This is a genomic window from Anabaena sp. FACHB-83 (assembly GCF_014697485.1).
In the GTDB taxonomy this organism is placed as follows: domain Bacteria; phylum Cyanobacteriota; class Cyanobacteriia; order Cyanobacteriales; family Nostocaceae; genus Nostoc_B.
Genome location: NZ_JACJRY010000001.1, coordinates 88505 through 101513 on the forward strand (window position 1 = coordinate 88505; position 13009 = coordinate 101513).

The following is a 13009-nucleotide window of genomic DNA, read 5'->3' on the forward strand; positions in this document are numbered from 1 at the left end:
AAATTTGTGTATTTGTAAAGGAATTAATAATTAAATATTTAGTAAAGTCAGCCCGGTACACTCCCTAATCTTTCATCCCTATATTCCCCTAAAATAAGGAGCGAGTAAGCGTCAATAATTATTATGCGAGTAGTAGCCCTTGTACCTGGCGGAATTGGCGACCAAATTCTCTTCTTTCCGACTTTAGATAGTCTGAAGCGTTATTATCCCAACGCTCAGATAGATGTCGTTACGGAACCCCAGTCAAAGGCTGCCTATCGAGTGAGCAAGTCTGTTCACGAGGTACTGACCTTTGATTATAAAGATCGTAACAGTCTAGCAGATTGGGGTAACTTGGTAGGCACAATACGCGATCGCGAGTATGATGTCGCCATTGCTTTTGGGCAAAGCTGGTTAGTCGGACTAATGCTCTGGCTAACAGGGATTCCCCTGCGGATTGGCTTTCAAGGCAAAGGAGCCGTGTTTCTGACTCATACTGTGCCGTTTAATCCATCTCAGTATGTAGCGGCGGCGTATCACGAGTTGCTAAAACCATTGGGTATAGCCACACCCGTGCCAGAGTTAGCAGTAAATGTCCCGATACCCGACATCGACTGGTCACAAAATGAGCAAAAACGTCTAGGCGTAAATGACACAGGCTACGTCTTGATTTATGGAGGGGTTGATGCAGGCTCACGGGGGAAAGGTGCTGAGAAAATCTATCCGGTTGAGCATTGGCAGCCAATTATTCAAGAATTTCAACAAAAACAGCCAGATATGTCTGTAGTTGTGATTCAAGGTGCTGATGATGAACAGTTTGTGCGATCGCTCCGCGAATCCTGTCCAGAAATCAAAGTCACATCTCCTGATAATACAGGTAAGTTGACAGCTATGATTGCCGGTGCCAACCTGATGCTGTCTACCGAAAGTGCGCCATTACAGTTGAGTGTTGCGGTTCAGACTTATACCATTGGTCTGTTCGGCTCTTCAGACCCAGGTAAACTGTTACCAAAAAGTGAAAAATTCCTTGCTATTAAATCCCCCTCTGGGAAAGTAGCAGATATTTTACCCACAACGGTTTCTGAAAAAATCTGGGGCGGCTAATTTTATACCAATTATGTAGAGATGTTGTACACAACGTCTCTACAAAAGTAATAAATTAATACTGTTCAGTGAAGGTAATGAGAGTTGATGTCTCAATTTCCTATCAGACAATGATTAAGATTTGGGGGATTCTCCCCCACACCCCCGATTGGGTGACGGTTGCGTCCCCCAAACCCCCTCCAAAATCATTTTTTCGTTTTTTGTTGAGTTATAGCGTCTTTGTATGGCAGTAGCTACTCTGCGAGAAGCCGAGCAGAGCTTGAATGCCAGGAAGATTAAGACTTTTTCTCCTGCCTGGTTGGTGAGCGAACTTGTACTGAGCGCAGCCGAAGTAGCCGAACCACTGCCTTCTACTACAAATGACAACACACCATAAAAATTAACCCCTCCTGATAACTTAGGAGGGGTTGGAAATTAATATCCGCCTTCTTCTTCGTATTCTGGCTGCCTTTCTTTGACTTTTTTGGGAATGTTCACGGGTTTTGGTGCATCTTCCCAAGCATCGCTTTCTACATCGTCGTCATAATCATCGTAATCGTCGGTGTAAGCTTTGGTTTCGTACTTGGGTGGTTGTTGATATCTGTCGCCGCCTGTGGCTTCACTCCAGTTATCTTCTTCGTCGTCTTCTTCGTAGCGGATAGACTCATATTGTCGCGCTCGCATGACTTCGCGGCGTGGTCTTTCTTCTTCTACGTAGTCTTCGTTCCATTCTTCTTCCCGCGCTACGGGTTCGGGGGCGCGGACTTTTGGCTTGGGTGGCTGTAATGGTGTGCCGCTAGGTAGCTGATTTGCAGGTGCAACTGTGCGTGGTGCAGAATAACCATATTCTTCTTCTGCATCACGTTCCCAAGGTGGTTTGCCGATACCTAAACGTTCTAAAACGCCTACTGTTAATTGCGTTGTACGTTCTTCGGCTCCTTCAAACACAATTAATCTACTGGGGCCTGTGCTAACAACTTCGTCGATGGAAATTTCGTAGGTGCTGAGAAATTGGTCGGGAATTTGCGGTACTCCCAAAGAAGCAATAATTATTGAGTGCAGCTTCCCTGATATACCATCAAACTTAAAGCCCCGCACTCTACCTAAGACTTCACCTGTTTCTGTAATTACTTCCCAGTTAATCAGATTACTGAAAGCTTCAATTTCAATATCTTCGATGACATCTTCGTTATCAACCAGGATGGCATCACCAATTTGGTTGATACTACTAAGGTACATATAGCGTGGCAGTCCAGAGATAGAGATCAGGCTGTCTCGTAAACCAAGAGCCACAACCTCCCTTTGATCGATATCAACCCAGATTTGATTCACAATCCCTAGCCGCTTGGCGTTGTCGCGGGTAATCACCTGAGTATTTAATAAGTCGGAACGCCTAATTATCTGTTCAGAGGTCATTCTATACCGAGTCCTGATCTCGAATCCGGTTTATCTATACACTATTATTAACAAAGATTCAAGCAGATGTATTCGAGGATGTTAACTTAATTCCCAAAACTTGGGTGTAAGCGCCTCGTGCTTGAGTAACGCCAATGGTGCGTTCGGCTGATTCTATCATCGGACGACGCAAACTCACAACTATGAATTGTGCCAGTTGTGCTTGTTGTTTGATCATTCTAGCTAATCGTTCTACGTTTGCCCCGTCTAAAAACATATCTACTTCATCAAAGGCATAAAAAGGTGATGGACGATAGCGTTGCAGGGCGAAAATAAAGCTTAAGGCGGTGAGGGATTTTTCACCCCCAGACATGGAAGCTAATCTTTGTACGGGTTTACCTTTGGGGTGCGCGACTAAGTTTAAACCACTGTTAAAGGGATCTTCAGGATTATCGAGTTGCAGGTAGCCGTCGCCTTCTGAGAGGGTGGCGAAAATTGATTGGAAGTTTTCGTTTACCGCGTCAAAGGCTTCTTTAAAGGCGCGTTGTCGCAAGGTGGTAAAGTTTTCAATTCTTAATAATAATTCGGTGCGTTCGGCTTCTAATGTTTGTAATTTTTCTGTGAGTTCTTGCAGGCGGTTTTGGGTGCGTTCGTATTCTTCTAACGCCAGCATATTTACAGGTTCCATTGCTTGCAGGCGTTTGGCAAGCGATCGCAATTCTTTCTGCAATTCTTCTAAATCTACCTGTTCTGGTACTTCTGGTAAAGGGCTGGGTAATTCTGGAAGTAGTTCTCGCAATTGATTTTGCAACGCTTCTAGTTCTTCCCGCCGCTTTTGCTGGGTTTCTTGCAGTTTTTCGAGTTCCCATTCTAATTGTTGCTGACGGAGTAAATGCGATCGCACTTCTTGTTCAATTGCGTCACGTTTTACCTTTTCTTCACCCAAACTTTTTTCCATTTCGCTGAGTTTGGCGCGAGTTTCGGTGATTTGAGTGCTGAGTGCTGAGTGCTGGGTGCTGAGGGTTTGGATTTTCTGCTGAGAAACTTCTTGTTCTTGATGATACTGAGCAATTTTTTGTTCAGCTTCTTGGATGCGTTCTTGTAAACGCTGTTGCTGATTTTCCAAGTTTTTCAGCCGTTGTTCCGCTTCCCGTAATGCGGATTCCCGTTGTTGTAATTGTTGCTCTTGGGTTTTAATTACGGCTTGAATTTGTTGCCATTCACTAGGCGTTTGGGATGCTTCTAATTCTGCTAAAACATGACGTAATTGTTGTAATTGCGCTTCTTGCCCTGGTAAATCTTTATCCAAAATTTCTAGGCGAGATTGGGCGGCGGAGAATTTTTCGGTATTTTGGGCAAGTTGCGATCGCGTCCCTTCCAATTGCGTCGTCAAAGCTTTAATATCTTTTTGCAACTGTTCTAATTGCAATTGCTGTTCGCGGCGTGCTTGGCGTGCTTCGGTGAGTTCTTGGGTGAGTTGTTTGGTTTTGCTGGATAAAGAAGCGATCGCATCAATACAACGATCTAAAATCCGTTCTATATCTGTCAAGCGACTTTTCAACGCAATGGCTTCATCTGATTCCGCCGCTTCCCCTGTACCAAAGCGCAATGCTGAACGCTGATTTGTACTACCACCAGTCATTGCGCCACTGGTTTCTAATAATTCCCCATCTAAGGTGACGATGCGATATAAACCGAGGTTTTTCCGCGCCTGTTCTAAGCTGGCGAAGACGACTGTGTTACCAAAAACATAGTTAAATACATCTTTATAACGGCGATCGCACTCAACCAAATTCACAGCATAATTAACAAAGCCGTTTGCTAATCGTAGCGTCGCATCTTGAGTAATTCTGGGAGCTTGTATTTTATTTAAGGGTAAAAATGTCGCTCTCCCGGCGCGTTTCTGCTTGAGTAATTCAATCCCAGCCGCAGCTATCCCATCATCATCAACTACGATATGTCCCAGCCGCGCACCCGCCGCAATTTCCAACGCCAACTGAAAACGGGGTTCCACCCGTCCCAAATGTACCACCAAACCACAAACCCCAGGCATCCCCGATTGGATAATTACCTTACTAGCTTGCGTTCCTTGGACTTCTTGTTGTGCTTGGGTTTGCGCCTCAATTTTATCTAGCTGGCGTTGTTTTTCCCGTTGTTCACTAGAAAGGCGCTTTTGCGTATCTTGCTGAATTTGTAATTCCTGTTCTGTCGCCGCCAGATTTTGGGCTAAATTTTGGATGGGTTCGCTAGAGGCGTTAAATTCTGTCTCAACTCGCACACATTCAGCTTGCTTTTCTGCCAATTGTGGTTCTAAAGTAGCAATTAACTCAGTTTGTTCGTGAATGAGTTCTTGTAGCTGACTATTGCGTTCTCTTAATTGTGCTTGCTCTGTGCGTTGCGGTTCTAGAGTTTGCAACAAAGTTTCAATTTGACGATTCAGTGCAGTTTGTTGCTGTACCCAAGCTTCCGAGGCGGTGGCAATTTCGGCGGCGGCTTCGCGGGATTTTTGCAGTGCTTGTTCCGCCTCATCCCGTTGCTGTTGACAATATACAATCGATTGCCGTTCGACATTTTGGGTTTCGGCAATTTCTCCCAAAGCTTGCTGCTGCTGGTGGATTTCCTGCTGAGTTTGCACCAAGCGTTTAGCTGTTTCTTGGGAAGTTGCTTCTAATTCTGTTTGCTGACGCTGGAGTTGCTTGCGTTCCGCTTCTTGAGTAGCGAGAGTAGCTTGTACAGCTAACAGTTCCTCCTCACCCAAAGCTTTCACATGAGCGTTAAGCTTTTCTAATTCAGCCGTTTTTTGCGTAATGCCGACATTTAAAGTTTCTAATTGCAGTGTTAAATCATGATGAGAGCGATCGCCATTTTGAATTTCCGTCGCTAACTTTTCTTGCTGTGCTTGCAGCGAACGCCACGATAACACCGCTTCCCAAGATTGCTTGTGTAAATATTCCGTCCGCAACTTTTGATATTTTTCCGCCTTCGCCCTATCTTGAGAAAGGCGATCGCGCTGTGCAGTTAACTCCGTCTCAATAATCCGACAACTATCTTCCTTCTCCTTCACCTCATCTAAGGTACCCTTAGCTTGGTGAATTTTGCGATCGAACGCCGCCACCCCCGCCAACTCATCAATAATTTCCCGCCTCTCCCGCGCATTCATCGAGATAATGCTAGTCACGTCCCCTTGCAACACCACGTTATAGCCTTCAGGATAAATCCGCAGACTCTCCAACTCCTCATGCAACTCCGTCAGCGTACAAGCCGCACCATTGATATAGTAATTTGACGTGTAAGTTCCCTGATGAGTTACCCGCAACCGTCTTGTGACACTCCATTCACCATTAAGTGCTGAGTGCTGAGTGCTGAGTGCTGAGTCAGAATTCTCAATTTCTCCCTCTAATTCCTCACTCTGCGCCTCTGCGTCTCTGCGTGAGATATCTTCCCCCGTCAAATCAAACGTCACCGTGACACTAGCTTCCACAGATGCGCGTCCCTTAGCCGTTTGAGTATTATTCACCAAATCCGGTAAGCGATCGGCCCGCATCCCCTTAGAACTGGCGAGTCCCAAACAAAACAACAGCGCATCCAAAATATTCGACTTACCGGAACCATTTGGCCCAGATATGACAGTGAACCCCGGCAGCAAAGGGACTGAAGTAGTACCGCCGAAGGATTTGAAGTTGGTAAGTTCCACGCGCTTGACGTACACCATATTAGGCGCTGGTTCACTGGGCTAATGGCTAATGAAGAACAAGTGTATCAATTAATGAAAATTTAGCAATAGGTTGTATGAATAAATTATCGTAGACGCGCAAGCGGCTTGCCGTAGGCTACCGCCAAGGCACAGAGGAAGACACTTGCGTGGGCGGGTCTCCCGACTTGAGCAAAGTGTCTGTCGAAGACACTTGCTTGGGAGGGGAGCTATGACTAAAATATCAAAAGTAATTTTAACGAACTTTAAGAAAAATAGTATTGTTTTGAAAATTATAATTGTTGAGTTTTGTTATTTCTCAAGTCTTGTGAGAAATCTTAGGATCAGTTTTTTACCATTTTGAAAAGGGAAATTTAGCTAAATTACTGTTGAAATACCGCCCATCAGTAGAAACTTCTGCACCAATCCATTCTGGGATTTCGATTTGTTGTTGTTCATCAGTTAATTCAACTTCTGCTAAGATTAATCCTTTATTATCACCATCAAACTCATCAATTTCCCAGATTAACCCGTTTAATTCTACTTTGTACCGTACTTTTTCAATTAACGGGCGATCGCATAATGTATCTAACATTTCTTCTGCGTCTGTTAGGGGAATTTCATATTCAAATTCCGAGCGAGAACAATTCACACTCGGACTTTTAATGGTTAAATAACCCCGGTTGTTAGCAATCCTTACTCTGACTGTAACTGAGTTTTTAGTAGCAATATATCCTTGTCGATACACACTACCTTTACCTAGCTTTCTCCAGGCATCTCCCTTCACTAAAAATTTCCGTTCTATTTCTTTAGCCATGATGATTAATTGAGTAATGGGTACTGGTAATATCTAAAAAATCTAATTTTTGTCTCTCAGGATATGCTGTAAACTGTTCAATAAGTCTTGTGCCGTGAAAGGTTTTGGCAAAACTAGTTGCACATTAGCATTGACAACTTCGCTCAAGCCTTCATGGGGATTAAAGCCACTGCAAGCAATGATTTTGACTTGCGGATTCATTTTTTTCAAAGTGAGAATTGCTGTTAGTCCGTCCATTTCGGGCATAATCATATCCATCAGTACAGCTTTGATTTGGTGCTTGTGTTGGGCATAAAGTGCGATCGCTTCAATACCGTTACTCGCAGTCAAAATTTGATAATTGTAGTTTTCTAAGACGATGGTAGCAATTTCTAGAATTTTTGCTTCATCATCAACCACTAAAATTAATTCGCCTGCGCCTAAAGGTGCTGCTAAATTTTCGCTTCTTGTTCCTTGACAGCCTTCGACTGCTGGTAAAAACAATTGAAATTTAGTTCCTTTGCCAACTTTGCTAGAAACATTCAGAAAACCACCATGACTTTTAATAATCCCTAGCACTGTCGAAAGACCTAATCCTGTGCCTATACCAATTTCTTTGGTGGTAAAAAATGGCTCGAACATTCTATTTAATACTTCTGGCGGCATTCCCATACCATTATCAGCTATGGTTAACTCGATATAATTTCCGGCTTGAGCATCCAAATTCATTTGGGCATAGGCTTGATCAATCAATCTGTTTTCAGCAGAAATTTCGATTTTACCGCCATCTGGCATGGCATCACGGGCATTAACAACTAAATTCATTAGCACTTGATGTAGCTGGGTAATATCTCCAGATACAGCCGACAAATTTTCAGGAATCGTGATGGCAAATTCAATGGATTTGGGAAATGTTTGTTTGACAATCAACAGCATTTCCGAAACTAAGTGCTTAATGGAAATAATCGTGCGATCGCCTTTAAATCCCCGCGCAAAAGATAATACTTGTTTCACCAAATCTGCACCACGTTTGGCATTATTTTCAATAATTGCCATTAACTGATAATAACGCTCGGTGTCTGGGTTAAATTTCAATTTTAATAGTTGAGATGCTGCCAAAATCGGGGTTAAAATATTGTTCAAGTCATGGGCAATTCCACCAGCTAGATTCCCCAGGCTTTCTAATCTTTGGGTGCGAAAAAACTGTTCTTCTAATTGTTTTCTTTGGGTAATATCTGTATCAACAATCAAAATAGATTTGGGTTGTCCTGCGCTATCGTGCATCAGTGTCCAGCGACTTTCGACAATAATTTCTTTGCCAGATTTGGTAACTTTATGTAATTCGCCTTGCCAAGTACCAGTATTAAGTACTTGTTCTATGGCGATGGGAATTGTGCCTGAAGGTTGTTGAAATAAAAGTTCATCAGCGTTTTGGTTAACTGCTTCTTGTGCTTGCCAACCATACATACGTTCCGCACCTTGATTCCAAAAAAGAATCTGATTTTGCAAATCTCGCACGACGATGGCATTGGTGACAATATCTAGTAAAGCGGCTTGTTCTTGAATTTGCTGTTCAGCTTGTTTGCGTTTGCCGATATCTGTGGTTGTTCCCGTCAATCGGCTGGGTTGGTTGTTTTCGTCGTAGTACAGTTGACCAGTAGAATTGAGCCAGTGAATACTACCATCAGGCCAAACAGTCCGATATTCCACAATAAATTTCACACCTTGTTGAAGAGTAGCAGTCACAGCCTGAGTAAAAGTTTGCCGATCTTCTGTATGCACTAACTCCAAAAAATCTGTTGTTGTTGGACACAATGTCCCATTATGTAAACCATAAAGTGACTCCATATTGACAGACCAAAGAGTTTCATTCGTCGGAATCTTCCATTCCCAAATACCCATGTGTGCTGCTTCTAAAGCTAAACTGAGTCTGGCTTCACTCTCACGCAATGATTCTTCTGTATGCTTGCGTTCAGTGATATCTTCAACAATTCCCGCGTAATAACAAATATTTCCTTGTTGATCACGCATTGCAAAAGTGCGATCCCATACCCAACGCATCAAACCATCAGGACGTAAAATGCGATATTCAATTTCGGTTGGTTCTCCAGCCAAATGTTGCGTTACCACTTGATCAACGCGATCGCGATCATCTGGATGTACCGCATCCATCCATGATAGAGGCTGTTCTTGCAAACTCTGGCGAGAACGACCCCAGATTTTTTCATAAGCTGGATTAATATACAAAAATTGCCTGGTTTGGGGGTCTTGGCACCAAATAAAAGCTTGGATATTTTCAGCAAAATGCTGAAATTTTGCCTCACTAGCCTGAAATGCTGCATCTTTTCGTTCGGAATCAAGCCTTTCTCTATTTTGCCAAGCTGCTTCAGCTTTTTGGTATTCCGAGATTTCCTGCTGCAACCGCTTGTTTTCTGCCACGAGTTTTTCTAACTCATTTTGAGTGTGGTGCAGTTTTTCTTCTACCATCTGAAGTTTTTTACGAGTTTTTTGAAATTCTTGATAAGTCGGGGTAGAGTTTGGCGATTTATATTTCATTCCTTGCTGGAGATGATGGTGAGTAGAACAACTTACGCAACTAATTTGGCGATAATTATTTTGTGGTTGCTGTAAAGCTGTTTTGATACCTAGTATTGTGTCGCGGTTAAAAGCTTGGATTAAAACACTAGCAGTCGTAATTCCCTTTAATTGCCCTTGGGTATCTACAATTGGCAAATAACTAATTTGATAGTGTCGCAATAGTGACCAAGCTGTGAATATATCTGTTGCATAACTTTCTTTGAGAGTAATCAAGGCTGTCACCATCACCTCAGACACCTTGGTTTTAGTAATATCTACTCCCGATGCAATTATATTTACTACATCTTTGGCGGTAATTATTCCTAATAAATATCCACATTCTACGACCAAGATGCAGCTATTTTCTTGTTGAGTCCAAATATCAGGCTGTAAATATCTATTTAAGCCAGTCAGCGACTGATTTTGAGTTAGCTTCTGACTCATCAAGATAATAGCATCGACTAGATAACTATCAGGACTAATCATTAAAGGAGAAAAATTAATCAGATAATCTAAAGTCGGCAAATTAATTAGCTGATCTTGTAGTCGCATGGTTAATTTGTTTATTAAATGTATTTTCTTAACCTGAAAGCAAGTTAGAGAATGTAATCTATAGCAAGTCAGTGTTAAATATCATTGATTAAAATTTAATAGCGTATTGTGCAGAATTAACTGCAAAATGGCATTTTTTTCTTAAAGGCAGTCTAAATCTCGCTTACAGAGTCAATGGATATTCAGTGCTAGACTATTTATCCGATTTTGTGTGTTCAAACTCATTTTATTGTCAAATGCCCATGAGAGGATCTATTGATTCAAAAAATAAATCTGATTAATTCTGGGGTTAAAAATGCTTTGATGGCTAATAAATGTAGCTTTTTATTCCTGCTATTAAATAACCAAGCTTATCACTACAAAGAGTTTCAAAAAATTTGTCGACGAAAACTTCAGTAATTAAGTTCTAAAAGCTACACATTATCCTATGTAATAAATCTATAGGATATATAGGAATAAGGTTTGATTCCTGAATCTAGTTGTGTAAGCAGGGAGTAGGGAGTAGGAAAGACGGCTGATCTGGGTGTACTAATTTTTTTCATAAATCAAATATGAGTCCTATATTAAGTTTTTGACTTATTGCTGAATAAAAAATCTAGCCATTTTGATATGTTTTGGGAATTAAATTGCCAAAATGGCAAGTCAAAAGTCAGATTAGCGGAATTAATACGATATTTTTGTCCACTATCTGCTTGTAGCTTGAGATGCTGATTGAGTAATTTAAGTTAAATCAAGTAAAGTTTAAATTTTACTTATGTTTGCCATCATGGCGTTCGATGGTGATATTTTAGTTCTTCAGATAAAAAAATCAAACAACAGCTAAGTTGTAAACTAAATCACAACTCTAACTGTAAAAAAACTGAAAATAAGGTAAAAATTTTTATGGATTTTCAAGATTTTCTCAGACATAAATTTACTCATGTTGTAATGGGCGAATTCAAGCCAGGTAAATTTGAAGCTGCCAAAAAACTTTATGAAGAAGCCGTATTAACTTATACACAAGGTTTCAAAGGAGCCTATCTGTTACAAGAACCAGGAACAGACAAAGGTATATCGATAATTTTTTGGGAAAGTGTAGAAGATATGGAAGCGAATCACAGTGAGGTTTATCAAGACATTTTGAAACAGATGATGCCTTTATTTGCTGAACCGCCAAAAACAGTAGTTTACGAACTAGTTTGTGAAATCACCCCTAAAGAGAAGGAAGAAGTCTGAAGTAAAGTTCTATCCCCCTTACACCCTAAAGGGTGAGAGAAAAAAGGTGTGGGGAGTGTGGGGAGTATGGGGGGAAAGATTTCTTTACCATCCTCCCACCCTTCCCACACCTCCCACACCTCCCACACCCCTGGATTTCTCTCTTGTGAGAAATCCAGGCCCAAACCCTTGCACCCGTAAACCCAATCTCTACAGATAATCTTTGTGCGTAAGTCTTGGTCTCGTTGCTGCTAGGATTTAGCATAGTACAAGTGAACTGCAATAGGTATAGAATGTCTGAATTGATTCTGTTTTGGCATCGCCGGGATTTACGCATTGGGGATAATACTGGACTAGCTGCGGCCAAAAAGCAAAGCCAGAAAGTAGTGGGTGTATTTTGTCTTGATCCTAATATTCTTGAACGCGATGATGTTGCGCCTGTCAGGGTAGAGTATATGATTGGCTGCTTGCAAGCATTACAAAAGCAGTATGCCCAAATTGGTAGCCAACTTTTGATTCTCCATAGTGATCCTATACAAGCAATTCCAGCTTTAGCGGTAGCTTTGCAGGCCAAAGCTGTGTTTTGGAACTGGGATGTAGAACCATATTCGCAAATACGCGATCGCAATATAATTGATGCACTCACAGAAAAAGGCATTCAATTCCTCAACGAAAATTGGGATCAAATCCTGCACACACCAACTGAAATTCGCACAGGGAACAATTCGCCTTACACTGTTTACACCCCCTTTTGGAAAAACTGGAGTAGTAAACCCAAAGCAGCACCAGCAGAAACCATCGAAACTGCTGAAGGACTAACACCAGCCGAACAAGAAATTGCTCAAAATATAGGTGCAATTCCATTACCCACTGCCAAAGATTTAGGATTTGTCTGGGATGGTGATTTAATTCTGCCACCCGGTGAAGCAGCAGCCCAAGATAGATTAGCCGAATTTACCTATAAAGCCATTACCGAATACCAAGAACAGCGCAACTTCCCCGCCACAGACGGTACATCTCAACTCAGCGCCGCTTTGAAATTTGGCGTAATTGGGATTCGCACTGTTTGGCAAGCCACAATCGCAGCACAAGAAAATAGCCGCAGTGAAGAAACAACAGCTAGTATCCGCACTTGGCAACAAGAACTGGCGTGGCGAGAATTTTATCAGCACGCTATGTATCATTTTCCCGAATTAGCTGGAGGTGCTTACCGCGATGTCTTTAAAAACTTTCCTTGGGAAATTAACGATACACGCTTTCAAGCTTGGTGCGAAGGTAAAACAGGCTACCCCATAGTAGATGCAGCGATGCGCCAATTAAATGAAAGTGGCTGGATGCACAACCGTTGCAGAATGATTGTGGCGAGTTTCCTGACCAAAGACTTGCTGATTAATCCGCAATTAGGCGAAAAATACTTTATGCAAAAGCTAATTGACGGAGATTTGTCAGCAAATAATGGTGGTTGGCAATGGAGTGCTTCTAGTGGGATGGACCCTAAACCTGTGCGGATTTTTAATCCCGCCAGTCAAGCACAAAAATTTGACCCTGATGCTGAATATATTCGCCAATGGTTGCCAGAATTGCGTTCTATAGATAGTGAATATCTGGTAACTGGTAAAATTACACCACTAGAACGTCGCGCTGTCGGCTACCCTGAACCCATAGTTGATCATAAACAGCAGCAACAGAAATTTAAGCAGCTTTATCAACAGCAGAAAGAAATAATGGTTTTTCAGTAGCTA

Annotated in this window: 8 protein-coding genes; 4 read left to right on the forward strand and 4 right to left on the reverse strand. The window is 42.0% G+C overall.

Going from position 1 to position 13009, the window contains the following annotated elements:
* Window positions 1-123: 123 nt before the first annotated feature.
* Window positions 124-1083 (forward strand): glycosyltransferase family 9 protein, encoded by a 960-nt coding sequence (locus H6G79_RS00420; RefSeq protein ID WP_190587884.1) that lies wholly within the window; start codon window positions 124-126, stop codon window positions 1081-1083.
* Window positions 1084-1306: 223 nt separating this feature from the next.
* Window positions 1307-1459 carry a hypothetical protein gene (locus tag H6G79_RS00425; RefSeq protein WP_190587885.1) on the forward strand — a complete coding sequence of 51 codons (153 nt, stop codon included), beginning with the start codon at window positions 1307-1309 and terminating at the stop codon, window positions 1457-1459.
* 38 nt (window positions 1460-1497) lie between these two features.
* Here the strand turns inward: H6G79_RS00425 and H6G79_RS00430 are convergent, their stop codons facing one another.
* From H6G79_RS00430 to H6G79_RS00445, 4 genes are all read right to left on the reverse strand, one after another.
* Window positions 1498-2478, reverse strand: coding sequence for a PRC-barrel domain-containing protein (locus H6G79_RS00430; protein ID WP_190587886.1), 981 nt, complete (start codon window positions 2476-2478; stop codon window positions 1498-1500).
* A gap of 58 nt (window positions 2479-2536) precedes the next feature.
* Window positions 2537-6169, reverse strand: coding sequence for a chromosome segregation protein SMC (smc, locus tag H6G79_RS00435; protein WP_190587887.1), 3633 nt, complete (start codon window positions 6167-6169; stop codon window positions 2537-2539).
* A 331-nt stretch (window positions 6170-6500) separates the two neighbouring features.
* On the reverse strand, window positions 6501-6965 hold the full coding sequence (locus H6G79_RS00440; protein ID WP_190587888.1) for a CYTH domain-containing protein: 465 nt from the start codon (window positions 6963-6965) through the stop codon (window positions 6501-6503).
* Between the two features lie 42 nt (window positions 6966-7007).
* Entirely contained in the window at window positions 7008-10073 is a 3066-nt protein-coding gene (locus H6G79_RS00445) for a PAS domain S-box protein (RefSeq protein WP_190587889.1), read from the reverse strand.
* An 882-nt stretch (window positions 10074-10955) separates the two neighbouring features.
* Between H6G79_RS00445 and H6G79_RS00450 the strand changes: the two genes are divergently transcribed.
* Both H6G79_RS00450 and H6G79_RS00455 read left to right on the forward strand, forming a co-directional pair.
* Window positions 10956-11288, forward strand: a complete 333-nt coding sequence (locus H6G79_RS00450) for an antibiotic biosynthesis monooxygenase (RefSeq protein WP_190587890.1) — start codon at window positions 10956-10958, stop codon at window positions 11286-11288.
* Window positions 11289-11560: 272 nt separating this feature from the next.
* Window positions 11561-13006 (forward strand): FAD-binding domain-containing protein, encoded by a 1446-nt coding sequence (locus H6G79_RS00455; RefSeq protein WP_190587891.1) that lies wholly within the window; start codon window positions 11561-11563, stop codon window positions 13004-13006.
* Window positions 13007-13009 lie beyond the last annotated feature (3 nt).

Excerpts from the sequence above, each read along its gene's own strand:
- H6G79_RS00420 (WP_190587884.1), top strand. The coding sequence starts at position 124 with ATGCGAGTAGTAGCCCTTGTACCTGGCGGAATTGGCGACCAAATTCTC.
- H6G79_RS00425 (WP_190587885.1), top strand. The coding sequence starts at position 1,307 with ATGGCAGTAGCTACTCTGCGAGAAGCCGAGCAGAGCTTGAATGCCAGG.
- H6G79_RS00430 (WP_190587886.1), bottom strand. The coding sequence starts at position 2,478 with ATGACCTCTGAACAGATAATTAGGCGTTCCGACTTATTAAATACTCAG.
- smc (WP_190587887.1), bottom strand. The coding sequence starts at position 6,169 with ATGGTGTACGTCAAGCGCGTGGAACTTACCAACTTCAAATCCTTCGGC.
- H6G79_RS00440 (WP_190587888.1), bottom strand. The coding sequence starts at position 6,965 with ATGGCTAAAGAAATAGAACGGAAATTTTTAGTGAAGGGAGATGCCTGG.
- H6G79_RS00445 (WP_190587889.1), bottom strand. The coding sequence starts at position 10,073 with ATGCGACTACAAGATCAGCTAATTAATTTGCCGACTTTAGATTATCTG.
- H6G79_RS00450 (WP_190587890.1), top strand. The coding sequence starts at position 10,956 with ATGGATTTTCAAGATTTTCTCAGACATAAATTTACTCATGTTGTAATG.
- H6G79_RS00455 (WP_190587891.1), top strand. The coding sequence starts at position 11,561 with ATGTCTGAATTGATTCTGTTTTGGCATCGCCGGGATTTACGCATTGGG.